Origin of the sequence: Thiobacillus denitrificans, assembly GCF_001530125.1 — a bacterium.
Classification (GTDB): domain Bacteria; phylum Pseudomonadota; class Gammaproteobacteria; order Burkholderiales; family Thiobacillaceae; genus Thiobacillus; species Thiobacillus denitrificans_C.
The window spans coordinates 1-25,473 of sequence record NZ_LDUG01000026.1; the positions used below are offsets into that span (position 1 = coordinate 1).

At 64.0% G+C, this 25,473-nt stretch carries 13 protein-coding genes and 2 pseudogenes; 3 read left to right on the plus strand and 12 right to left on the minus strand.

What is annotated here, in order from left to right:
- Nucleotides 1-228 (plus strand): annotated as a pseudogene (locus ABW22_RS10745) (GGDEF domain-containing protein); the annotation flags it as partial.
- 263 nt (nt 229-491) lie between these two features.
- Here the strand turns inward: ABW22_RS10745 and ABW22_RS10750 are convergent.
- The 6 genes from ABW22_RS10750 to ABW22_RS10775 all read right to left on the minus strand — a co-directional run bounded on the left by ABW22_RS10750 (nt 492) and on the right by ABW22_RS10775 (nt 6,352).
- Nucleotides 492-1,133 (minus strand): hypothetical protein, encoded by a 642-nt coding sequence (locus ABW22_RS10750; protein WP_237763311.1) that lies wholly within the window; start codon nt 1,131-1,133, stop codon nt 492-494.
- Nucleotides 1,130-1,939, minus strand: coding sequence for an ankyrin repeat domain-containing protein (locus ABW22_RS10755; protein WP_059756194.1), 810 nt, complete (start codon nt 1,937-1,939; stop codon nt 1,130-1,132). The genes ABW22_RS10750 and ABW22_RS10755 overlap by 4 nt, the downstream gene beginning before the upstream one ends.
- Nucleotides 1,926-3,503: a putative porin gene (locus ABW22_RS10760; protein WP_059756197.1), complete on the minus strand. Its 1,578-nt coding sequence runs from the start codon at nt 3,501-3,503 to the stop codon at nt 1,926-1,928. The genes ABW22_RS10755 and ABW22_RS10760 overlap by 14 nt, the downstream gene beginning before the upstream one ends.
- Before the next feature lie 74 nt (nt 3,504-3,577).
- Nucleotides 3,578-4,249: an energy transducer TonB family protein gene (locus ABW22_RS10765; RefSeq protein ID WP_059756201.1), complete on the minus strand. Its 672-nt coding sequence runs from the start codon at nt 4,247-4,249 to the stop codon at nt 3,578-3,580.
- Nucleotides 4,250-4,654 (minus strand): ExbD/TolR family protein, encoded by a 405-nt coding sequence (locus tag ABW22_RS10770; protein ID WP_059756204.1) that lies wholly within the window; start codon nt 4,652-4,654, stop codon nt 4,250-4,252.
- A gap of 36 nt (nt 4,655-4,690) precedes the next feature.
- Nucleotides 4,691-6,352 carry a DUF2341 domain-containing protein gene (locus tag ABW22_RS10775; RefSeq protein WP_059756222.1) on the minus strand — a complete coding sequence of 554 codons (1,662 nt, stop codon included), beginning with the start codon at nt 6,350-6,352 and terminating at the stop codon, nt 4,691-4,693.
- 319 nt (nt 6,353-6,671) lie between these two features.
- Between ABW22_RS10775 and ABW22_RS18055 the strand changes: the two genes are divergently transcribed.
- A complete protein-coding gene (locus ABW22_RS18055) occupies nt 6,672-6,782 on the plus strand; it encodes a helix-turn-helix domain-containing protein (RefSeq protein ID WP_162264483.1) in 111 nt (36 codons plus the stop codon).
- Nucleotides 6,783-6,981: 199 nt separating this feature from the next.
- Here the strand turns inward: ABW22_RS18055 and ABW22_RS10780 are convergent, their stop codons facing one another.
- The 6 genes from ABW22_RS10780 to epsA all read right to left on the minus strand — a co-directional run bounded on the left by ABW22_RS10780 (nt 6,982) and on the right by epsA (nt 25,130).
- On the minus strand, nt 6,982-8,955 hold the full coding sequence (locus ABW22_RS10780; protein WP_059756207.1) for a bifunctional metallophosphatase/5'-nucleotidase: 1,974 nt from the start codon (nt 8,953-8,955) through the stop codon (nt 6,982-6,984).
- Nucleotides 8,956-9,159: 204 nt separating this feature from the next.
- The gene (locus ABW22_RS10785; protein ID WP_059756209.1) at nt 9,160-19,662 is read right to left on the minus strand and encodes a filamentous haemagglutinin family protein; all 10,503 of its coding nucleotides are present in this window, start codon (nt 19,660-19,662) and stop codon (nt 9,160-9,162) included.
- A 119-nt stretch (nt 19,663-19,781) separates the two neighbouring features.
- Complete coding sequence (locus ABW22_RS10790) at nt 19,782-21,290, minus strand: ShlB/FhaC/HecB family hemolysin secretion/activation protein (RefSeq protein ID WP_237763312.1); 1,509 nt, start codon at nt 21,288-21,290, stop codon at nt 19,782-19,784.
- 221 nt (nt 21,291-21,511) lie between these two features.
- Complete coding sequence (locus ABW22_RS10795) at nt 21,512-22,999, minus strand: hypothetical protein (protein ID WP_059756214.1); 1,488 nt, start codon at nt 22,997-22,999, stop codon at nt 21,512-21,514.
- 127 nt (nt 23,000-23,126) lie between these two features.
- Nucleotides 23,127-24,023: a PEP-CTERM sorting domain-containing protein gene (locus tag ABW22_RS10800; protein ID WP_059756217.1), complete on the minus strand. Its 897-nt coding sequence runs from the start codon at nt 24,021-24,023 to the stop codon at nt 23,127-23,129.
- Between the two features lie 312 nt (nt 24,024-24,335).
- Nucleotides 24,336-25,130, minus strand: coding sequence for an XrtB/PEP-CTERM-associated transcriptional regulator EpsA (gene epsA, locus ABW22_RS10805; protein ID WP_059756220.1), 795 nt, complete (start codon nt 25,128-25,130; stop codon nt 24,336-24,338).
- A 59-nt stretch (nt 25,131-25,189) separates the two neighbouring features.
- On the opposite strand from epsA, the pseudogene ABW22_RS10810 reads away from it, so the two are divergent.
- Nucleotides 25,190-25,473, plus strand: a pseudogene (locus ABW22_RS10810) (hypothetical protein); the annotation flags it as partial.

Consider the following 25,473-nt stretch of genomic DNA (forward strand, 5'->3'; position numbering starts at 1 on the left):
AACCGGCGCGGTGCGATGGCATTTCACGCATTGGTGACACTCTCCATCGGCGCGGTGCTGGTGGACCCCACCCATTTCCATCAATATCAGGAAGTGGCGCGCGCCGCCTCCGAAGCCAAACACATGGCCAAACGCGTCGACGGCAGCAGCCTGTTCATCGACCAGCGCAGGATACCCCATGCCCGGCGGCTGGCGACAGACGAGTCACTCATCACGCAAAGTGCCTGACTCGTGCTCCCCCTCGTATTGCTGCGAAATCCTGCGCAGTATTATTTTTGTGACCAAATTTAAGCAATATGTCGCTCCATGCTAGCAGTGGGCGGTTTCAAGCCCCAAGACTATCTGATTTTGCTGACCTGCAAAAAAGTGCGCGAGGAGCTGCGCTAACACCGCACGTCCCTGTACGACACCCCCTTTGGCCCAAATCCGCATCATTGAACGGGACAGAGACATGCCCATTAGGACTGTGATCCGCTCAGCGCGCCCACCAATCAGGGTGTGACGCTGAGCTTTTCCCGATCCAGGCGGTCGCGCCAGGTTTCCAGCAGGTTTTCCACTTCGACCTTTTTCAGGCCGGTGAAGGGCTCGGCCTGCGCCAGCGCATCCTGGCAGGACTTGTCGCGATACTTCTGCATCATCTCGCGGCCAATGGCATAGAGCTGGCCATTGTGGGTCTGGCAGACCTGCAGGTCATGCGCCTTGCCCGACAGCTTGCCTTCCGTCTGTTTTTTGGCGGATTCGACCTGAGCGAGGGTCTGCGCGGTGGCACGCTGCAGGGCGACGCTGTCGGCCAGCTGTTTTTCGGTGGCGGCCAGACGCGCCTTCAGCGCATCACTCTCCGCCTGCAAGGCTTTCAGATCAGCCTCGGCCCGGCTGCGCGCCGCGCGTTCACTGGCCAGCTGGCGCTTGCTGGTGGATTCGCCCGAACGGACTTTCTCCAGTTCGCGCTCCGCTGTCTCCTTGTCGGCCAGGGCTGCCGCCTTTTCCTGTTCGGACTGCGCGCGTGCCTGGTTGATCTGCTGCACCTGCTGCTGCATGCGGCGCAGCATCTGCTTTTCGCGGCTTTCGCTGGCGGCCCACGCCGGGGCGGCTGTCATCGTGACGAGAAGAAGGGATAAAAGGAATCGTTTCATTGCAAAGCCCCCACGGGCAGCTGGCCGGGCGCTGCGCCGAGCTTGAGCAGCAACCGCGCCATATCCAGATCGCCGACCGAAAACGCCCACCACAGCGGCGGGTGGAATTTTTTGTCGCCCCAGTCGAGCGGCGCACCCGCACGGGCCAGCGCGCTGGCAGCGTCATACTGGCCGTTTGCTGCGGCAACCGCGAGCGGAGACAGGCCCTCGCGGTTGAACAGCCGCAGATCGGGCTTCGCACGCGCCAGCGCTGAAATCACAGCGGGGTGCCCCATCAGCGCCGCTGCATGCATCGGCGTGTCGCCGTCGTCGCTCTTGCGGTCGGGAACGGCGCCGGCACGCAACAGCATCTCGACCAGGCGCAGATTGCCGTTCTTCGCCGCCAGGCCCAGCGGCGTGTAGCCGCGCCCCTTGATATTGGGCGTGGCGCCTGCATCGAGCAGCACCTGCGCGAGTTCCAGGTTGTCCTGGCGTACCGCTTCCATGAGCGGCGCGTCGCCCCAGTAATCGCCAATGTTCGGATTTGCGCCGGCCTTGAGCAGCGCCCGCACCGCCTCGATGTCGCCGCGCCGCGCGGCGTCCATCAATTTCGCCTCTTCGCCGCGCTGCTCGCGCGGCAGCACGAAATTGCCGTCAGCCGCGATCGCAGCGAAACGCTCGGGCGGCGGACGCAGACGCGCTCCGCGCGGCGGGCGCTCGTCGGATTCCTGAACCAGCCAGCCCAGCTCGTTGTCATCCCATGGCTGCCCGCCCCACGCAGCAGACGCGAGCAGCAGGGCAAAGAGAGCCAGCCTAGAACTTGGCATTGAGGTCGAGCTGGAACACATCGATGGAAAGCGGCAGGCCGCTGATTTCGTCGGACGACATCCAGCGCGCCGACAGCCAGGTGTTCTTGTAGAGTGCGTACGAGCCGCCGATCATGAAGCCCTTGGCGTTGGTGCCGCCGAGATGGAAATCCGAATCGGTGAACGCGTCGAGCACGGCATCGCGCTCGAGGTAGCGGTAGCCGATGAAGGCCTGCCATTCGTGGTCATCGATGTAATTGAATTTCGGATGCCCGACGGTCAGCTTGACCTGGTAGCCGTCGGTCTCCGGCTCGATGCTCTGCCCGGTGCGTGCCAGGATATTCCCCTGGTCGAAGCCGACGTTGCGTGCCCAGTCGAAGGTTCCGATGATGTGGATGGGGAAGAACTCGGCAAAGTCGGCAACCAGGGTGAGATTGGCGATCCGGTAATCAGGCGCCAAGCCGTAGACCGGGTCGTCCTGCGTGCCGTCGTTATTCGCGTCGGAATCGACCACGAACAGGGAATTGCCCTTCTGGCGAAACTGCGGTGCGCTGAGGTCGTAGAGGCCGGTCGTCGTTGGCGTGGGATTCCGCACGCCCGCCACGTTGCGGTATTGGTAGTAACCCGCGCCGATCTTGAATCGCGCGCGCGTCGACGGCGCCCACTCGAGCCCGGTCTGAGCGGCATAGAGCCACTTGTCCCGCACTGCAACACCCGTCTTGCCCTCGATTTCCTGAAGCGGGAATACGCCCGCAGTAATGAAAGGCTTGAACACGCGCTGCGGCTCCTGTGCGCCCGGCGCGTAGTTGACCGCCGCGCCCTCGAAATTGACGTCGCGGTCCCACACCAGGTCGGTGGAGAAGAACGGATTGGGGATGCGTCCGCCCCACAGGGTGAGGTCGTCGATCGGCCGCAGCTTGAGGAAGGCGCGGTCGAGCACCAAACTGTATTTATTGCCAGTGTTGCCGAGCGTTTGGTTGGTCGACACCGGATCGGAGGTGTTGCCGGTGGTGATGCGGATACCGGCATCGACGCCGCCGCTGACGTTGGCGTTCAGGCCCAGGCGCAGGCGAACACGCTCGCGCTGGCGATCTTCCAGGGTGTTGCTGACGTTCTGGCCGACAACCTGAAAAAATGCTTCCGGCGCGTTGCCGTCTGCAAACAGATCACCCTGATAGCGCAAGCGGATATCGCCTTCCCACTTCAGCCGATCCAGCCATTCCGGCACGGCGTTGACGTCGCCCCAGCGTTCGAGCTTGGCCTGCGCAACGACCTCCTGTCGCACCTGTTCGCGGATTTCGCGCTTGACGGTTTCCGGCACGTAGGTCACGCGCACCACGCCCTTGCCGGCTTCTGCTTCGGCGGCCTTGGCCTGCGCGGTTTTTTCGGCTGCCTGCGCCCGCGCCTTTTTCAGCATGGCGTCGGCGGCTTCCTGGGTGAGCACCTTCTGGTCGACCAGCAACTGAATCAGGTTGAGCGTGGTTTCGTGCAATTCCTCGATGCGCGCGCCCGCGTCGTCCGCCAGCGCGTTGCCTGCACACGCCAGCGTTAACGCCAGTACCAGAGGTTTCAGTTGTCTTTTCATGTCATTCGTCTCAATCTATCTGCACGTTGCGGCGGGAAAGTGTTCCTGCCCTACTGAATCGCGAGCCGCAGCGCTCAGGCGCGTGAAGTCACGCGGATTTTCATCGGTTGCGGCATGTCTGCCGGTGGGCTGTCGCGCAGGGCACGCATACCCTTCAACGCCTCCTTCAGCACTTCGTCCGCCCTGGCATCGCCCGTGCTGTCCATCAAGGCAGCACGCGTCACCTGACCGTCGCTGCCGATCCATATTTTCACAATCACCTTGTAGTTCTTGTTCTTGAGCGCTTTTTCGCGTCCCAGCGCGGTCTGAACAGCCGAGTTCACGGCGTCGTTCACCAGGGCGTCGTACCACGCCCACGGATTGCCTTTGGCACCGCCACCGATCAGGTCCGCCGCGCCTTTTTTGCCGACCAGCCCGAATCCGTCGCCACTGCCGCTGCCTTCGGCGTCAATGCCCAAGTCCGGACCGGGTGGCGGTGCGTCGGCTTGCTGCGGCTCGGGTGTCGGCTGCGGCTCGTCGAGCTTCACCTCGTCCTTTACCTCCGGCTCGGGCGGCTTCTGCTCCGGCGGTTTGGGCGGCGGCGGCAACAGGCGCACCAGAGTGATCTGCTGCAGCTTCATCGGCTTCGACGGCTTGCCAGACATCAGCACATCTCTCAGCCACAACACGAGCAGTACGGTGGCGGCCAGTCCCAGCGCGACACCGCCCCAGCGCACCCATGCTGGTTTGCTGTCGTCATCTATCACTTACTTCACCAGCTTCTGGGTGACAAGACCGAGCTGGGTGATGTCGAGCTGACCCAATAGTTCGAGCACTTCCATCACGCGGCCATACTCCACCACGGTGTCGCCCTTCACCACCACGGGCAGCTCGGGATTGGCGGCCTTCAGCGCGCCCAGTTGGGTACGCAATTCCTCCAGGCTCACCGGATAGGTATCGAGAAAAATCTGCCCGCCCTCGGTGATGGTGATGGCCTTGGTCTGCGGCTTGGCCAGGCTGGGCGCATTGCTCGCCTTCGGCAGGTTGACCTTGATGCCCTGCACCGAGGCGGTGGTCATGATGATGAAAATCACCAGCAACACATAGGCCAGATCGAGCATCGGCACCACATTGATCTGGTCGTATGGCTCGTTGTCATCCTGAATCTGCATGGCGGTCTCCGGTTATTGACTGATTCCGTTGTCGATTCAGCGGCTGTAGTTTTCGGCCAGCTTGGTGATCAACTCGTCGTTGAACACGCGCATGTCGGAGGTGATGGCCTTGATGCGTGAATTCAGATAGTTGTAGCCGAACAGTGCAGGAATCGCTACGGCCATACCCGCTGCGGTCGCCATCAACGCCGCCGCGATACCGGGCGCAATCGCCGCCACGTTGACATCGCCGGTGGCGGCAATCACGGCAAAGGTGATCATCACCCCCATCACCGTGCCCAGCAGTCCGATGAAGGGGCCGCCGGAAATCGCGATGGTGAGCAGCACCATGAGCTTGTTCATGCGCGTGGTTTCCTTCACCAGCCCGGTGTCCAGACTGGCGCGGATCGCGTCGAGCGACTGCGGCGACAGGTTTTTATCTGCCAGATGCGCAGCATCGGTGTCCTTGAAACGATGCGACAACTCGACCGTGGCAACGTGGTAGAGGCGGTACAGCGAGGAATGCCTGAACGCGTCTGCCATCCCCTGCGTCTTGTCGATCGCCCCCAGGTCGGTCGACAGCTCGCGGAACTTGTTCATGAACTGGCGGTTGGCGTTATCTACACGATTCACATAAATGGCCTTGACGACCATGATCCACAGCGCGATCACCAGCATGACCGCCAGGATGCCGATCGCGACCCAGCCATCCACGGTCAGCGCGCGAAACAAGGTGCCCCAAATGCCGCCTTCATCGCTGCCTTCACCGAATTCGTCCGCACCCAGCGTTACCAGCGTGCCGTCCGGCCCCTGCGCCGCCTGCACCGCGATCCATGCCGCATCGCGCGCGTTGCCGCTTAATTGCACTTCATCCAGCTCGCCGCTGTAGCCCGCGCCCACGGTCAGCGCCCCGGCCGGCAACGCCGCGCCGGGCGCTTCGCCTGCCAGCTTGCCGTCGAGATAGACCTTGAGCGTGCTGTCCACGGTGATCGCCAGGTAGTGCCATTTGCCTGCCGTGAGCGGCGTGCCAGCCGCGACGCTCGCTTCGCCCGCCTGCACGGTCACCGTGCCACCCGCCAGCGTGGCATTCAATCCGTCGGCCTGCAGCAATGCGCCATCGAGCGTTGCGGGCTTCAGCCACATCGCCACGCTCATCCCGCCAGCGGCATTGATCGCAGGCAGCGTCAGGCTTTGCGATCCGTCGAACCTGGCGCCGCCGTTGGCGAACGATGCCACAACGCGCTCGCCGCTGAACGCCGTCGCGTCGAACCCGTTCGGCCCGCTGTCGGCCGGGTTGCCGCCCGCCTCGTTGAAGTGGAACACCGCGCTGGCAGCGTCATAGCCACCCTTGGAATCGGACGCCGGCGCCGCCTCGAGATTGCCGAAATACAGCCAGGCCTCGGTGCTGGCGGCCAGTTTTGGCACGTTCACCCAGACCAGCGCAAGCTGGTTGATGCCATCCCATTTCTCGATGTGGAACTTGAGTTCGGTCGCGTCGTCCCCCGCCACCACGCGCAGGTCGCTACCGTTCTCGTTGGCCGACAGGAAATCGAAATTGCCGGTGTGCAGACGGATCAGCACCGGCGCATCGGCCACCTCGCCTGCGGGGTTGGTCAGCGTGATTTTCTTGCGCGCGCTCCAGTCTTCGTTCCACCAGGCATGGCTGGTGGCGGAAAACAGGGAGAGCAACAGGGCAATCGCAGCAGCAGGGACGCGCATGAACATTCAACCGTGATCAATCAAGCACTGGATTATCCGGATGGGCAATGACAGGACGTGGACGCTTCTATGGCCCGTACGGGCCATAGCCTTGACGCGCGCAGCCTCAACAAGACCTCCCTTCTACAGTAGCCGTAGGTCGGCAACATATGTCCCGCAGGGACGGTATCCAGCCGGACTTTGCCGACCTGGCAGCCTGTCGGACTTGAAGTAAATCGGCTGCAAATCCGCCTGGCCGGTTCATATTTCGCCGCTTTCTTGGGCAATAGAACGGGCGCGCTCAAATCCCAAGTGCAACGTTTTTTGGAGAGAATGTTGCATGGAAAGAAATTACAAGCAGTTGAATCTTGAAGAACGGACGCTGATCCAGACGCAATTATCGATGGGATTCAAACCGGTGCAGATTGCGCGTGAGCTTGTCGAACCATGAACGGTACTATGGCTGCCCTTCGACAAGCTCTGGGCGAACGGAACATGGACAAACCGAACAGTATTGCTGCTAGCCCGGCGTATGCGCCAGTTTCGGCGGGAAAGTATTCCCGCCTTACGACTGAAAATGGTTTAAAAGCATAACATAAAAAAAGCGAGCCCGAAGGCTCGCCTGGCTGAAAAAAGCCCCTTCTACCGTTTCAAGGCGCCGGGCAAGTCTCAAGCCTGGCAATGCGGTCCTGCGCACCGGGCGCGACAGGATCGTGCGCCGTGAAGTACTGCTGCATCGCGTCGAGGTCGAGGGCGCCGCCCAGTTGGGCGGTGCCCTGATTGAACACGGTGAAATTGTCGCCGCCCGAGGCCAGGAAGGAGTTCATGGTCACGCGGTAGCTGGCGAGTTTGTCGATCGCCACGCCATTGAGCTTGACGCTGCCGTCGCAGACGTATTGGCCGCCTTTTTGTGCCGCGAAGCTGGCGGGCATGGTGTCGAACGTGTGCTGGTAGCTGAGGCCATTCGACACTTGCAGGATGCGCGCGAAAGGCTGCAGCGCGCCCCATTGCTGCTCCAGCAGATCAACAATCTGCTGGCCGCTGAACGTTTTGGTCACCAGGGAATTGCCAAACGGCTGCACGTTGAACGCTTCGCCGTAGGTCACCACGCCGTCGCCCTCCCCCGCCGCGCTGCTCGGGTAAGTGAAATCGGCACGCATGCCGCCCGGGTTCATCACGGCGATCACCGCGCCACCCAGTTCGGGGGCGGCGGTGGCCTCCAGTTGCGCATCGGCGATCACATCGCCCAGCGCGGACTCGCCCGCGGCGTTGTTGCTGCGGGTGATGGCAGCCGTGATGCTGCCCAGCGGCGTGTTGGCCAGCGGCGCGGCCAGGGCATTGTAGTTATCCGCCAGCGTGGTCAGCGCGGCCACGGGGGTGACAGCAGCATTGCTGCGATCCACCAGCACGTTGTCGACAGCAATGCTGGCCACGTCGCGCGTCCTGGTATTGATGGTCAGATCGATCTCGGTGACGGTCCGCCCCTGTGCGTTGGTGCTGGTCACCGGGATGTTGCGGCCCGCACTGTTGGGCAGGCTGCACAGATAGGCCTGATGCGTATGGCCGCTGACGACCAGGTCCACCGCGTCATCCAGACGTTGGACGATGTCGAGAATCGCGCCCGAGATCTTGCTGCAGTCGTTGATGACCGAACCGGTGGCATCCCGTCCGCCTTCGTGAATCAGCACCACAACGGTTTCCACGCCCTGCGCTTTCAGTTCGGGGATCAGCGCATTGACCGTGTCGGCCTCATCCCTGAAATCCAGCGTGGAAATGCCGCTGGGAGTGACAATGCTGGGCGTGGCCTCCAGCGTCATGCCGACGAAGGCCACTTTGTTGCCCTGGAAATTCTTGATCGCATAAGCCGGGAACAGGGTCTTTCCGTCGGCTTTTTCGGTGACGTTGGCAGCCAGGAATTTGAACCTGGCGCCCTCGAACGGGAAAGGCGTGCCCACTGCATTGCCCTGGCAGGAGTTGGGGTCGGTGGGGTGGCAGCCGCCGTTCTGCATGCGCAACAGCTCGTCGCGCCCTTCGTCAAACTCGTGGTTGCCCACGGCATTGATGTCCAGGCCCAGGATATTCATGCCCTCGATAGTGGGTTCGTCGTGAAACAAGGCCGAAACCAGCGGCGTCGCACCGATCAGGTCACCGGCGGAAACCGCCACACTGTTGGGCGACTTGGCGCGGATGACATTCACGTAAGCCGCCAGGGCGTCGATGCCGCCCACTGGCTTGCCGGAAAAGCTCCCGGGGCTGAACAACTGGCCGTGGAAATCGTTGATGGCGGCAATTTTGACCAGCAAGGTCGCGCCCACATCGGACTGGGCCGCGGCGCTCACGATCCGGCTGCGTTCCGTGTTGCTGATGGCTTTCGCTTTCATCCAGCCCCGCGTAAGCCCGGAAACCGCGCTCACAAAAGCGCCATGATTACCCCAGTTGGCGCCCTCGACGGCAGCATCAACGATGAGATCGTTCATGCACACCCCGCCGACCTCTTGATTGGGCACCGTGGAATCCACCGTGCCGGCAAAAACGCTGGGTCGGGTATCCAGACAGGCAGCCTGGACTTGCACGGAAAGCGACAACAACACGCCAACAACGAGGGGGTGGGCCAGATGCTTCATGGTATTTCTCCAATGGAAACAGAAAAAATGCGACGAGCTCGCACCGTTCAGCCGCCACTTTGCAGAAAGAAGATTACAAAACACCACGCCAAAAAAACGCAGGAAATGAGCCGAACATACCTGTCGGTACTGCCACCGGTTCCATTCCAAACATGGATTAGGCATGGCCCGTCCATTTCGGGCCATCCTTTGCCGAATCCACCGTTATTCCCCGTGTCCGATCACCTCGGCCGTGATGAAGGTCGGCTTGAACGCCTGCTTCAGCTCTTCCGCCGCGCGCGCGGCGTCGGCCAAGTTCTGCGACAGCGCGGCGGTAGTCGACGAGACATCGCCGCCCGCGTTGCTGGCGCCGCTTGATGCCGCCGTCACCGCGCTGGTGTCGGCGATCGGCGTGCCGGCCGAGGTTCCCGACACCGAGATGTTGTCCGCTCCCAGCACCACCTGCGCGGCGATGTTGAGGTTGCCGGCGCGAATGCCGGCGTCACCGGCGTTGACCGTGCCCTTGGGGGCGATCAAATCGACGTCGCCTGCGGTGCCGCCTGCAACAAACAGCGCACCGATACCGCTACCGGTAACGGCGCCCTGCTGCTCCAGCGTCACGTTGCCCTGCGCGTCCACCCGGATGATGGGCGGCGGCACGGCGGCAGCGGTTTTCTTGCCCTTGCCGGCGTCGATGTCACCCTCGCTCGACCACAGCAGCACATCGCCACCCGCCACCGTCAGGATGCGCGACTGGTTGACCAGCATGTCGCCGCGCGAGAAACCCTTGATGTCCCCGGCGCCGGCCACCACCATACCGAGCACATCGTTGCCGACGTTGACCAGCGCAGCCGGGGTATTGGGCAGGCCGACGATGACGTCCCCGCCGGGCGCGAAGAACTCGATATTGCCGCCGTTTTCGGTTTTCACCCGGCTGGCAAACAGGTTGATCGTGCCGTCGAACTGGCTGAAGCCGCCCTCCGGATTCTTCGCCTCAATGCCCGGGAAGATCAGTTCCAGCGCCGCATACCCGCGCGAGAAATCGCCGGCAAAACCGCTGTCGGCTTTGTTCGCGTCGCGCCCGGTTTCGCGCAGCGCGGTGAACAGCATGGCGCGCACGCTTTCCTGCTGCATGTCCGTGCCCTGCGCATCCACGCCACGCACCGCTGCCAGCGCGTCGCTCGCAGCAAGCGTGCCATCGCCGGTCAGCCAGCGCGCCTGCCACAGTGTGACGTCGTCCGGCGCGCCGGCTTCCAGTTTCGCGATCAGGCGATCCACCGCACCGGCGTAATCGATGCCGTTCGCGCCCACGCCGGCCGCCAGCCGGATATCCGCCCCGCCCGGCGCCAGGTTGGCGTTGTCGACATTGCCCCGGCTGACGATGCCGCCCGAGGTGCCCAAGTCGATATCGCGCCCGGCGACGACTTCGAGGCGTCCGCCGCCGCCAATGCGTATTTGCGATCTGTCGCGACGGTCGCTGGTCGAATCGAACGTAACGTCGCGTCCCGCTTCCACCCGGCTCACATCGCTTGCGTCGTTGTGCTGCGCATGCACAGTCAGGTCGCGCACGTCGCCACCCGCCCGGATGCTGACCGCCTTGGACACATTCAACACTTTGCCCTGGCCAGGCGCATTGATCCCCACGACATCGCCGGTATTTGCATACACCCGCGCCGGCGTGCGATCCGCCGCATGCACCGGCGTCGCCGCGTGGATATTGCCCAATGTGGAGAAGGGGTTGATGAGCACCGGCGGCACCAGCGCCTGCGGGCTGATCACAACTCCCTGCGGTCCGAGCACCAGATTTCCAGAAGGGCGCAGCGCGTCCGGCACAAACTGCGGATCCATGTCGCTGAGGCTGAGATTGCCGTCAAGCTGAACCGAGCCGCCCGCTAGCACACTGAGTGTTCCGTTCGCCGAAGGGCTTAAGGTCAAATCGCCACTGGCAGGTGACGAAATAGCCACATCGCCCGTGAAGGCAACAACGGACAACGTGGGCGGCAAAAGACTGCTCGCCAGCGCCGTTTGCGTACCCACCAGCGAGCCGCCCAGCAGATCGGGAAACGCGCTCGTGCGCAACCCCGCATTCGGCAAACTGACCTTCCCGGACAGGCTACTCACCTCCACGCCGCTGTCGGCGCCATAAGTGGAGAACAGGGTGGCGCGACGATTTTTCAAACCGGGCCCGAAAAAGGGCGGCTGCACCAGGTTGCCCGCGCTTTGCGGTACCAGATGCGGGTTCAACACATTGGCGAGGGTGACATCGCCCTGCGCCCGCACCCGCGTACGCGCATCGCCTATCGCCAGCATCGTCGCCAGCGGCTGCGCGTTGAAGTTGATGCCTTGGTCGCTCGCGGTGATCTGTCCGCCCGCCTGCACGACCAGCTCGCCACGACTGGCGTAATAGCTGCCGCCCAGCACGTCCTGTCCCGCCATGATCCGCACATCGCCGCCGCCTGTTTCCACGCGCACGGCGTCGGCCGGGCTTGCGCCCGTTGTGCGCGCCTGCGTCGGCGCGCTCGCCGACACATCCTTGACCATACCGCCCGCCGCAATCCGTACATCGCCACCACCCAGCGCGCCCACGCCCTGCTGGAACTGGTCGAAACGCACCCACCAGGCCGGCTGCTGCACATACAGCCCGGTGACGGGATCGATCGCGCCCTGGCGATACAGCCACTGCGAATAGAGCTGCGCCGACGGCTTGCCTCGCACGTCGCGCAGCGCGACCAGGCTGACGTCTCCGCCATCCTGCGAAAACGCCGCGCGCAGGTTGGTGAAGGGCAACACGAATCCGGCCGCTGCATCGGCCGCCCGGCCGGCAGTGTAGATTGCGGCTGTCCCGTCGGCCAGCTCGATGTCGCGCCCGGCTGCGATGCGGATATCACCAGTTCCGGTGCGCACCAGCTTGCCCGCTGCCAGTTTCACGTCGCCCGCATCCCGCCGCACCGCCAGCGGGTTGGCCGCCGTGCCATCGGCGCCGCCGATCAGGCGGTACGACCACGAGTCGTCCGTCCGCAAGGTGGCCGGGGTCGTGCCGGCGCTGAAAGGCGTCGCCACGCTGAAGCCATCCGACAGGTTGGCGTTGAGATTGAGGTCGCCGTCCGCTCGCAGGGTCAGCACGCCCGCCTCGCCGTTCGCGCGGGCGGTCGAGAGATTCCAGTCCTGGCCGAGCGTGAGGGCACCCGCCGAACGCACCTCAACGCCCGACAGAATGTGGAAGGCCGGCTTGGCCGACTGCGCGAGGCGCGACGCGATATTGGCGTGGTTCCCCGCGAAGGCGGTGTTGTCGGCCTTGATCGTTTCAAGACTGGCCGCGGTCAGCGTCAGCGCGTCCGTGCCGGTATCGAGCGTGCCAATGTCGCCAGGGTTGTACACCCGCACCGCCTCGACAGCCACCGAACGCGCGCCGTCGATGCTGCCGCCGAGCGCGCCGATTTTCACGTCGTTCGCCGTGCGCGACGCGCGCAGCAGCACCGTGCCGCCCTGCCCGCCCGCGCCGCCGGACACATCGATCGCGCTGTCTGCCGCGAGATCGAGGCTGCCGTCGCGCGTGCCGATCTCGATGTCGCCGCCGTCTTCCAGCGCGCCGCTGGAGATAGCCTTGAGCCTAGCCGAGGCCAGCACGTTCACGTCGTCTCTTGCAAACAGTTCGATGCGTCCGGCGACGTCGCCCGAAGCGTCGAGCGTGCCTGCCACGTCGAGCGTGCCGCCGTCTGCTGAAATCCTGATGTCACGCGCTACGACCATGTCGCCCGCAGCGATGTCGACGTTGCCGCTGCGCACGCGCAAGCCGCGTTCGCCGTCGAAGCCGCCGCTGTTGAGCACACTGTTGAGCGTAGAAAAGCTGGCGAGCGTGCCGGTGTCGATCAGCGCGCGCGCGCCCTCGCCGCGCGTGTTGTCCGCATCCATAGGCGCTGCGCCGCTGACGCTGCCATCGGCCAGGGTAAAGCTGCCGTTGGCGGCGCGTACGATCAGCGTGCCCGCGTCGCCGCCCGCCGCGGCGGACACATCGACGTTCGACCCCGCCGCGAATTCCACGTTGCCGCTGTCGCTGGCGAATTCAGCCGTGCCGCCCCAGCTCGGTTCGGTCACGTCGAAAAATTGCACGGTGCGTCCTGTGACATCCACCTTGGCATTACCCCCAAGTTTGACAACCTTGCCGATACCAGAAGGTGTTGCCGTAGTGGTTTCGGTTATTTTCGTAGTTGTTATTTTGGATGTGGCATCGTTCTTGATTTCAGTTTCGGTTTCCATCGACCAATTAGACGTGGTAGACGTTTCAGTGGTTATCGTAGGCGTCGGCGCCGGAACAGGCGTTGGTTTGGTAGTGGTCGTGACCGTTGTCGTGGTATTCGTCTCCGTGAGTTTGAAATACCCGGAAGGCAGCGTTGCCAGCGTATCGAACATTACTTCTGTACCGGCCATTGCCCATTTAGCGCCCAGCGCATTTACTGCCAAAAGCTCCCGGTCAGGCTGGATTTCAGTCGCTTCGAGCTTGCCTACAGCATCCAGTGTCTGGTCCGCATTCCTTTCCCCGCTAATGCGGGCAACATGAAGCGAGGTATCAGCAAAGATGTCGGTCTCGCCGGCGCCGCGTCCAACTAGCTCATTGGCGGTAACACTGACTGCGGAAAACCCCTGAATTTTCTTATTGCCCGCGCCCAGTGTCAGTGTATCGGCAGTCACAGCGAGATTGCCGTTGCCCAGCGTGCCGCCCGGTGTAAACGACGCGGCGTTGCTGGGGTTGCTGAGGGTAAGGTTTTTGGCGTTGATCTGCGCGGTCTGGCCGGCGTTGTCGATCCCGGCCAGACCCGCGCCCTGCAGGGTCAGGTTTTGCAGTGTGGGCTTGTTGCTGACGATGCCGCCGACCTTCACACCTCTGACGATGCCGCCGACCGTCTCACCGCTATACAAATCGAAGGTGGTGTAACTGATGAGCGTCAAACCTTTGAGGCTATCGAATGCATTCAGCTCGCCCTGGCTGTAGGTAATCCCCTCGGCCGTAACGGGAGCTTTGCCAAAGTTGATACGTGTGGCACCCACGGCCAGATTGCCCGCGACCGCCGCGCCGTTTTTATTGAAGGTGGCTGCGCCCTTGTAGGCGTTTTCTTTGGTAGCGTCGAGCGTGATCGAGTCGGCCGCCTTGATTAAGCTGGCCACCTTGATCGTGCTACCTGCCTCGTCGACCAGCGCAGCCTCGCCGACCAGCGTGCCCTGCGAACGATCCGGACTACCGGTGCGCGCAAACGTAGCGCTAGTAGAGGCCGCGCGCACCAGCGCACCGTTGCCTGCTGTTTCGTAATGCCCGGCGTCGCCTGTCTCGCCTTGCGCATCGATAGCACTACCCGATTCAAGCGTCAGCGTGTCATTCGCCGCCAGGATGATTTCACCGGCTTTCAGCACATGGTCGGCGTCGTTGGCGAGCGTCACCTCGTTCGCGCCCACCGCCAGCGTGGTGGTGTCGCCGCTGGCACTGCGCATGCCGCCGATGAAGAGGCTGTCCGCGCCCAGCGCATTGAGTTTGTCGGCGTCCAGCACCACGGCATCCAGATCGATCCCGGCTGGCGTGCCGCTGGTCACGGCCAGCTTCAGCGCGCTGATATCCACCTGCGCGCCGCGCCCACCCTGCCCGGCCGCCAGCTTGTAAATGGCGTCGAGTTTCAGCGCATCCGTGCCACTGCCTGTGGTGGCGACCGACATAAGGCCCGCGTCCTGCGGGCGGTTGCGGCTGCCGGCGAAAAAGTCCGACGCGCGGGTGAGCGTGAACTCGGAACGTGCTCGCACCTGCTCGTGCGTCAGCACCTGCACGCCCTGCCAGCGCGCGTCCTTCGGCGCGCCGGCGCGCGTGTCGGTGACGTAGCCCGCCGCGATGCGCACGCCGTCCTGACGGCTGTAAGCCTGGCCAGGGAGCACGTCCTTGATGCTGGTGTCGAGCTTGACCGCGTAAGCGCCCGGCAGCAGCGCGTAGTGCGCGGGCAGCAGCGTGTACATGCCGTCAGCCAGCCCCGTCACGCCGGAGAGAAACACCGCCTCGCCGCTGGCGCGGTCAAAGCCTTCCTGCGCGTCGGTCGGTGCGAAGCCGCCCTGATATCCGGGCAGGATGGCGTAGGTGTTCTTGTCGGCAAGGATGTCGCGCGAGCCGCCGGGGCCAACGGTGAATTCGTAGCCCTGCAGATCGCCGCCGCCGGCCAGGTTCACTTTGGCGCCGGGCTGCATGTCCACCGTCTGCCCGGACACGCGAATCGCCTTGTCGTTCAGTTCGGGCACCGCAATCTGGCCATCCGGAACCTTGTTGGAGTCGAGGTCCACCACCCAGTCGCGGCCGTTCTGCAGCTTACCGAACGGCAGCAGGCTGCCGGGCGTCGCCGCAACCGAGGTCAGGCTGCCGTTCGCGAACACCAGGCTGTCGCTGGCCTGGAAATCGAATTGCCCGAGCGGCGCCCATAGGTTGCCATCCTGGACAATGTTCGCGGCTTCCACCGTGAGGCTGCCGAGCGCGGACAAGGGCTGCACCGGCGCATCGGTGGAACGGGTGAAGCTGATGGTCTTGCCGGGCGCGACGATGCGTGTACGGGCGTAGCTGGCGGGCGCGACCACTGCGCCGTGAAAGGCCAGGTCGGCGGCGCTGCGCAGCTCGCCGACGGGCAGCGCGGTGCCCGCCGTGACGCCGCTCAGGCGGATTTCCTCGCGGCCGGTCAATTCCGTGCGCGCCATGCCGCCGAGTTCGAACTTGCCGGCCAGCTCCAGCAGCTGCGCATCCAGCTTGAGTGTGCCGCTTTGGGTCGTGGCCGTGCTGGCGGCGCGGCGGATCGGATCGAGATTGCCGAGGCGCAGCGTATCGGCGGCGAGCGCGCTGTCGCCGCCGCCGGTGAGGATAGCCGCCGCGTCGAGCGTCAGTTCGCGCAGCGGCTGCGCGCGTCCTGCGCCCACGTCGATGCCGTCGTCGAGCATGATGGCGTCGCGGCTGGCGAGCCGGACACGGTCGAAACCGGCGCGTTCGATGCGTCCGGCATCGAGCCGGGTCACGCCGTCGGTCGCGCCCGGCGTTACGCTGGGTGCAAGATGCAGCACCGTCGGCGGGAGCGCTTGGCCCAACCCCGGATCGTCGAACTCGCCCAGCGTCACCTCGAAGACGCCGCCGCGACGTTCCCTATCGCCAGCATGCGCGGCCAGCGCGCCGTCAAGCTGCACGATGCCGTCGGCGAACACCCTGAATGTGCCAGCATCGCTGCCCGCCGCGCGCCCCAGACCGCCTTTCTCATTCGGCACGTCGAGCCGTACCGGCGCCGCGCCGGATACATCCACCTGCGAGCCTGCCATCGTGGTCACGCTCGCTGCCACGATATCCACCGTGCCGCCCGCCAGCACCTCGCCTTGGGTGAGACTACGGCTGTCGAGGTAGGTGCGTGCCACGCCCGACACATCCAGCGCCGCCGTGTCGCCCAGACGCACCGCAAAATCGCTGGTCGCCGTGATCGCGCCGCCTTGCGCGCGCAGCAGGCCGTCGATATCGACCCGGTTGAGGCCGTCGAGCACCAGCTTGGCGCGCGGATCGAGTTCGATGCTCGCGCCGCGTCCGATCGTCACCTCGCCCTCGCCGGTTTGCTCGGTGTTTTGCCGCGCCGTGAGCATGACATCGACCGCCTGCCGCAATCGCGGTTCGCGCACAACGAGATCGCTGAATGCCGCGATATCGCTACCGCTCGCGTGTACGACAGCATCCGGGCGCAGTTCGCGGCTGAGCAGCACGGGGGCGATGACCGCGTTCTCGGCCACGTCGAGCCGGGTCAGCGCGTTCAAGGCATAGCGGGCGAAGCCGCCGCGCTCGAACAGCCCGCTGTCGAGTTCGAGCGTATCCGGCGCGGCGGTCGCGCCGCCCACCTGGATCGCTCCGGCGCCGAGCGTCAGCGCACCGCCCTTGCCGACGCCATAGGCGTGCACGTCGGCATCGTCGAGCCCGCGCAGCGTGAAGCCTCTCAGCGCGATCGCGCCGCCGTCGCCGGCGGCGAGTGTGCCGTCGGGCTTGCGCCAGGCGCCGCTGTCGGCATCCAGCGTCACGCCCCGCCCCAGTTCCAGCTCGCCCCGCGCGACGAAGCTGCCCGGGCCGTTGGATACCGATTCGGCGGCCAGCGAGATCGTGCCGCCATCGATCAGCGGCGCGTCCGCCGTGCGCGCGCCCACGCCCGGCTGGTCGTTGACCCAGGCGCCGCCCGCCGACAGCTTGACGCCATCGGCGACCGTCAGGCGCGGTATAGGCAGCGCGTCGGCGAGCTGGCCGGCGGTATTGCGCGCGACCAGCGCGATCGTGCCGGATTGCGCGGCGATGTCCGCCGCTATCTCGATATTCGCGCCGGTAAGCGACACGCCGCCGCCCCGGGGCGCCTGCAAGGCATCGCGCACCGCGATGGCCTGGTTATTCAGCACCGTCAGCTCGGCCACCCGATTTTCGCCGAGCGTCCGGCTGTCCAGCGCCAGATTCGATTTCAGCTCCGCCGGCAGGGCGTCGCCGAAACGGAAACCCTCGGGCAGCGCCACCGACGACGACGATAGCGCCACCGCCTGATTGAGCTTGAAATCCTGCGTGGTATAGCCGCCGACTTCCACCTTGTTCTTGTCGATCGAGGACACATCGTCGAAGCCCACCGTCCAGCGCGCCCCCGCAGGCTGGATGCCGAGATCGCGCTGGCGCGCGCCCGTCACCGTATTGCCGGCGATGTCCGGCCGCGCGAACAGGCCGTCGATACCGAAGGTTTCGAGCCTGCCCGCGTCACGGCCTTCGTCGAAGCCGGAATCGAAGCGGAAACTCTGGCCGAGGTCGATCACTTCCTCGCGGTTCCAGCGTTCGAACCTTCTGACAAAGCGCGTGGCGATGCCGTTGTAGCGGACTTCCGCGCTCGCTTCCGACAGATCGGCCGTCTTTCCGTTCGCAGTCAGCAGCGTGGTCTTGATGTTGCCCGCGGCATGCTTGAGGCTGCCGCCGGACAGATCGATTTCGACGCCGTTCTCGATGATCGCCTCGCCCTTCGAATATATCTTGACCGTGCCGCCGACAGTGGAGCGTTCGGCCACGGTGCGCTGCTGCTGCGCCTTCAGGTTCAGCAGCGTGTCGCGCGCGATCAGGGTCGGCTTGCCAGCGTCGGATTCCGCCAGTGCGCGATCGACATCGAGGAACACCTTCTGCCCGCGCAGCGGCCCCTGCTGGTTGACCGGCGAATCCTTCAGCTCGTCGCCGCGCAGGTCGATTTCAACCACGCCGCGGCCAGCCGCCACCTCCACATCGCGCAGGCCTGCCACGTCGATGCGCGCGCCGCTGCCGATATGGACGCGCGCGACGGTCGATGCCGCCACGTCGCCGCTGAACATGTCGGTCGCGCCGCCGTTGAAGAAATCGCCCTGCGGATTGTCCAGCGCGATCAGCTCCACCTCGCCCGCCGGCACGACAATCTGCGCACCGGTGCCGGGGATCGGATTGCCCACCGTATCCCGCGCCGCGCCCTCGATTCGGATATCCTGCCCGACGATCCGCACTCGCGACGGCTTGTCCAGTGCCGTGCCCGCCGCGCCATCCTGCGTGGTCGCCGTGTCGGCCACCTCGGGCAGGATTTCAGTCAGGCTGTTCTCACCCAGCACCACCCGGCCGGCGCGCGCCGAACCCGGCGTCTGCGTGGCGAGATCCACCGCCGTATCCTTGGCGAGCAGATACACCGAACCGTTCGATACCACCGACGTGGTCGCGCGCGCGATCCCCATCTGGTTCACCGCGTAGCCCACCATGGTGACGTTGCCGCGCGCCGCGCTCAATTCGCCCAGGTTGGTGACGTGCCCCAGCCTGTTTTCCGCCGCGTCGACGAGGCTCACCGTCTGGTCGTCGAGCTCGGGGTTGGGCGCATCGACATTCGCCGGACTGTCCACCTCGATCAGCAGGCCATTGAGTTCGCCGCCCGCCGCCCGCAGATACACCCTGCTCGCCGCCGCCGCGATCACCTGGCCGTCGGCGCCCGCCGCCACCTTGCCCTTGTTGACCACCGTCGGCGCGATCAGCATCACCCGCCCCTGGCTGCCCGCCGTAATCTGCGCGCCTTCAAACACCTTGATGAAACCGCGCGCCGCGCCGCCGTCCAGCGCCTTCTCGAACTGCGGCAGCGTGCTGCCCTGGCGCAGAAAACCGTCGAAAATAAAACTGTCGTCGATGTTCAGCGTGGAGGCCGTAAAGCCGTTCAGATTCACCTGCGACCCGCCCATGAAGGCGATGCCGTTGCTGTTGACCAGAATCACATTGGCCTTCTGCCCCGCCGCCTGCGAAATGCTGCCCGCGATGATGCTGGGATTGATGTCGTGGATGCGGTTGAGCGAGGTGAAGTTGGCACCCTGCACCAGATTGTTGGTGGCCAGGCTGTCCACCTGACGGAATTGCACGTCATGCCCGGCGCCGACGTTGAAACTCTGCCAGTTGAGGATGGACTTGTTGCCGACCTGGTTCACATAGGCTTGTGCGCCGTTAGTCTGATAGCTCGCATTGTTGGTCGTCGCGAAACCCGCACCCGTCACCTGAGCCGGCAGCTCGGCCTGAACCGCCCCCGCCAGCAACGCCCCAGCCAGCGCCAGCGCCGACCCGCTCGCGGCCTTGCCCTGGCTGGATTTACCAGAGCGGCGCGCGGTTTCCGCCACCGGCACCATCATGCCTAAAGTCGTGTTGAAAACCAGCCGATAGCGGTTGCGATTCATGGTGTTCTCCTGATGACGACCGGCATGCTGAAATGCTGCGCGGCGGTCTGTCTTGCGTGCTTACGTTAATTCGCGGGTACGTCTTTTGTGTTGCAACCGTCATGAGCCATTCGGCTCATTCACCACTCGTAGCCCAACCGGAAATGCGCGCGGCTGTCGCCACGCTCGGTGTCGCCCAGGTTCTTCAGCGCCACCGCCCAGTCCAGCCCGGCCGATACGCCGCGCCAGCCCTTCAGGCGCAGCCCCAGTCCCGCGCCCGCCAGGGTGAAGCGGTCATCGGCCGTGACGGGCTCGCGCACGGTGACCACACCGCCGTCGACGAATGCCAGCAGATGCAACTCGTCAAGCGATTCAGCAAGTTTCTTGGCATAGTTCGGGGTGCGCGCTTCCAGGCTCAACGACACGCCGTTTTCCCCCAGCGCGGCAGATTCCAGATAACCACGCACGGTGTCGACGCCACCAATGGCGAACTGCTCATTGGAAATCAGCGGCTGCGCGGCGATCTGCCAGCCGCCGCGCGCCTGCACCCCCCAGCCCGCCGGCCAGGTTTCCTCATGGGAAAACGTACCACGCAGGTAGCTGTAATCCGGCCGTCCCTTGAAGCGCTTGTCGGCAAATTCCTGTTCGTCGGCCACCAGCCCGCGCAGATGGAAATTGAACGCCGTGCCGAATCTGGTGGTACGGCCTTCGCCCAACCATGTGCCGTCCCAGCCCAGGGTGAATGGCAGATAGGTAATCGGCGTATTGAAGCCGCCACTGCCGATGAGCGCCACCGACTGGTCGAAATCCTTGTAATCCACGCCCAGCGTCGCGGTGTGAAAGAAGCCCTCACTGCGGCTGCGCAGCGGCACGATGTAGCGCGCACCGAAAATCACCCCGTTGCCCACCACGTTCAGCGTGCCCACCGCCGCCACGTCGGAATCCGATTTCACGCCGTACAGCGCGAGATAATTGCCGGACGCCAGCGGCCAGGTATAGCTGGCCGAGAAAACCTTGCTTTCGTCAGTGTTCTCCGGCGCCGTCTGCAGCGTGATGCCCAGGCCGTGCTGCTTCTGCCACAGGTTGTCCCAGCGCAGGCTGGCGGTCAGCCGGGTGCGCGTGGTGTCCTGGCTATACCGGTCGTTGAGTTCGACGTTGCCATGCAAGGGCAACTGGTCCTTGACCTTCAGATCGACTTCCACCGTGCCCGGCGTCTTGCCCGGGCGCAGCACCGGCGTGATGCGGCGGTCCGATGAACGGTTCAGCGCCGCCAGCTCCTTCTGCATCTGCGGAAAATTCGGCACATTGCCCTCGGCCAGCTCGGGCGCGGCGGCCCTGATCTCGCCCAGGCTGAAATAGCGCGACTCGACCACGCGCAACCAGTCCACCGGCGCCTCGGTCACCGCCAGTTTCACCACACCCTCGTCCACCTTCTGCTGCGGAATGCTCACCAGCACGGTGAGATAGCCCGCGCCGTGGTAGGCCTTCTCCAGCGCCTCGCGCGCCTTTTCCACATCGGTGAGGGTTTTGCTTTCGCCGAGATGCGGATACACCGCCTGCTCGACGACGACGACCGGCAGCAGTGTCGTGCCTTCCACCCGGTATTCGAATACGTCGAAACTGGCTTCCTGCGCGAACGCAGCGTGCATTCCCAACAACAAGACCCACAGGCACCCAAGCGTTTTATTCATTATTGAACCGCGTCTCTATCAACTTCAGCCAGGCTTTGCCGACAGCGCATCGGCAAAGCCTGGCTGCCTGAACGTGCATGCCGCACGGGCAGGCAAAAAAAGCAAAAATCCACCCTGCGTTGCCGCAGAGTGGAATCGGCCTGCCCGGGGTTAAACAAACCCCGGCCAATCAAGCCTGCTTACTCGGCCAGAGCCTGGGGCGCGCAGAAGTTGCCGTTGCGCGTGCCCTTGTGCACTTTGGTCTCGTTGCCGGCATGGGTGAACACGCCGTTAGCCTGGAACACGCCACGCAGAGACACCAGAGCCGGATTGGCGAAGGTGTTTTTCAGCGAGGTCAGGAAGGTGCCGTAGGGGGTGGTCGACGGCCACAGCATTTCCAGCTCCGGCGCCGCATCGTAGTAGCCCTTCACCACGTTGGTGCGCTGGTTGGTGTCGGCCATCCAACCGTCAACATTGCCGTCGGTGTCGGTAGCGGCTATCGCTTTAACCTGAACCGCGTTGGGCGACACGCCATCCAGCTTGACCAGCTTCCAGCCTGCAGCCGGCGCATTTTCCAGCGAGATCCAACCAGCAGCGTAAGTGCCCAGGGCATCAGCCACGTTGTTGGGGTTCTTGCCGGTGTTGCGGCGGATCACGCAGTTGCGCGCATCGCCCGTGCCCGAACCTTCGAACAGGCCAAACGCGCCGCCGAAGTCATCGTAGTTGCCGGTAACGGCATTGCCCGTGGAGGAGTTGAAGGCGACGGCGCTTGGGCTGTTGACCAGATCCACCGTCTTCGGCTGCTTGAAGCCCTTGGTGGGGCTGGCGTTGCCGCAGGAGTTGTTGAGGAAATAGACGTTGGACGAAGCCTGGGTGCCCGAGGTTTCGACGCGGCGGCACAGGTTAATCACGCCGGCGTCACCACTCAGCGCGCCGTTGGCGACGTAGGCAAAGTTTTGGCTGTCAACGATGGCGGCGTATTCTTCCTTGCTGATGCTGGGCTGGCAGGCGCCGGGGGTGAAGTTGCCCGCTACGCAGGAGGCGCTGCCGGCGGAGACGGGCAGACGGCCTTCGGCGACCTGCTTGACCATCATGGCGTTATACAAACTTTCGCTCACCATCACGCCAAAGCCCTGGCCGGCGAAGCCGCCGTTCAGCACGGTGCCGGTGGTGGACGGGTCGGTGACGGGGATGCTCAGCGTGCCGGTGTTGGCCATGCCGACCCACACGTTGGTGTCCACATCGGTCAGGCCGGCGTGGGGCTTGATCGCGGTGGTGCTATCGAGTCCGCACTGCAGGGTGACGCTGTCGCAGTTGGCCACGTCCGCCCACTTGGTCAGATTGCTCTGGTCGATCACCGGGCCGACGCCGTCGAAGGAACCGTTGGTGTCGCGCTTGACCACCGCGAAGGGGCCGGCGAACTGGCCGTCGGTCGAGCTGGTGGTACAGACGGTGACACGGCCGTCGCTGGTGCTGCCGTTGATGGTGAGGGACTTCACGTTGCCAGAGCCGCCGGTGCAGTTGGCGCCAACGACGTTGGCGAAGGAGCCGGACAGCGCGGACGCGCCGGACACATACACGGTGTTGGCGGGGGTTACGCCGTAGAGAGCGGTCAGGCTGCCGACAGCGGCGAAAGCGGGAACCACGCTCAGGGAAGCGACGGCCAAGGCGATTTGGGACAATTTCATGGTCTATCTCCTAAATTCAATAAACGATCGGTTCGGTTGCCGGCGTGTCGCCAGCAACCGCAGTCACAACAATTCCATGTGCGCCATTTGCGCTCATCGAGTGCAAACGGCTGACACAAGCCAGCCATCAAGCCAGCTTGCGGCGGCGGCTCACCATAAAGCCCACCAGGCCCAGACCGGCCAGCATCATGGCGTAGGTTTCGGCTTCCGGAACAGGTGCCGCCGTGGCGTAGCTCAACTGGGCAGTGGCGGTATCGAAGCTCCACACACCAGCGTACTTGGTGACGGAAGCCTGGCTGGCTGCAACGCCGGAGGTATTGGTCAGGAAGTAGAAGTTCAGATCACCACCGTTAATCCCCGTGGGCGAAACTGCACCCGTGGAAGAGAAGCTGGTCTTGCCGTTCCACTGATCGCCACCAGCTGCGAAATCGACGTTAACGCCATCACCGCTGTCAAATTTATTGGCGCCTGCAGTATTGAAGGCCGTGCCATGGGTGCTGTTGGTGGCATCGCCGTTGACGGCATCAATATAGGTATCCACAGCATCCATGCCAAACACCTGGCCGTTGGTGGCGGTGATACTGCTGGCCGCCGAGGTAGACAGATAACGGTTTTGGCCGGCTGACGCGAAGTTGGTGGGCAGACCGTCCATGGCCTTGATGTCGAACTTGAGGTCGGATGCGCTGATGACGCCGGGCGTGGCGAAAGTGCTGTAAACCGAACCGTAGTTCAGCGTCTGCAACTGGCCGGCCAGGCCGGTGGACACGGTGCTCAGATCGGAGAAGCTGCTATTGGCCATATCCCACACCAATTTGACGCCATCAGCGTTCACCGAAGCGGCCGCGAACTGGTCCAGGCGCAGACCCAGGTCGACCGTGAAGGACGCGGTGTTGGACACGCTCACCAGGCTGGCGAACATGTCGCCAGAGGACAAGTTTCCGTTGTCGTTGCTGTTGGCGATTTTCGCCTGGGCGACACCGGAGGCGGCCAGCATGGCGGCCAGGGCGATAAGTTTGAGTTTCATGTAGTGCTCCTCTTTGAAAAAAGACCCAGAAAGAAATGAAGCTTTCCGCCCCCCTGCGGGGCAGGCTGGCAGCGATGTGCCAAGCCGACCGGAAAATTCGCCCGCGATGTGTGCGGACAGGGGTCACTTTAGGGGACGTGGATGACACGCGATGGGGGGATGGATGCGTAAAAACTGAGCCGGTCGGCTCATGCCTGAGCCCTGCCTGATCGAAAAAAATCTACGCGCAAGCCGTAGCGGGAAGGTGTTGCCCGTAAAGGGTAGGCCGTGGTGGTAAAGCCGATAAATCGGCAACAACCACGCTCTCCCGCCCTACTGTTCGAGCATTTTTTCGGGCTCGATGCGCGACCCCTGGGCGCGCAAAAAACCCAACGCGATGGACTTGGCGACGGCCTGACCGCGGGTGCGGACGACGAGTTTTTTCATGGCGTGGCGCAGGTGATTTTTGACGGTGAGCATCGACAGGCCGAGGATGGCGGCGATTTCGTCGTTGGTCTTGCCGTCGCGCACCCAGGTGAGCACTTCGACTTCGCGCACGGTGATGAGCCCGGCGGGACGCTTGCTGTCGACGCTGGTGCGCGCTTCGTTGGCCAGCACGCGCGTCAGGGTGACGATCAGGTGCGGCAGCAGGATGTCGAGATAAAGCGCCAGGCGGCCATCGAAGGGCATCCGCACGCGCGAGAAGCTGGCGTAGCCCTTGATCTGGCCGTTGATCCAGCTCATGCCGTGAAAGGCGATGTTCTTCAGTTCCAGATCGGTCAGGCGGGCATGCCAGCCACCGGCATCGTTTTGCAGCGCGGGGATCAGGCGCGGCACACGCATGACCTGCCATTCCTGCGCCATCTGGTTGATCAGACCATTGCCGGGATGGATGACTCGGTGAAAATGATCGTCCTTGAAGTAGCGGCAGGCGGTGAAGCGTTCGTGCAATAGATAGCCGCTTTCGTCCGCCACCCCGCACAGCAGGATTTCATGCGGGATGAGCGACTGCACCGGGCCATGCACCCAGCTGAAGAAATGATGGCGCAGCGTCACCCGGCGCGAGGCGAGCAGGATGCGCGCCAGGTGACCGCACTCTTCGTCGCTCAGTTCGTTAGTGTTATGCATGGAGCCCCCTGTTGGGCAGCGAGCATAGGCGTGCGCAATGACAGCGGCGTGAAGGTTTTTTGAAAGCTGCAACGCGCCGGCTTCACACGCGCGTCATGCTGTACGCCTATCGTTCCCAGTTCCGCATTCCCCTGCCCCTCCCCATGAGCCACGACGAATTGCGCCTTCAACTTGAACACATCCTGAAAAACGCACGGCTGGTCACCCTGCTGCAGCCCGTGCTCGACCTGGTCGAAGGGCGGGTGATGGCTTACGAGGCGCTGTCGCGCGGGCCGTCTAACAGCCCGCTGCATGCCCCGGAGGCGCTGTTCCGCGTCGCCGCACAACACGGCTTGCTGCCGGC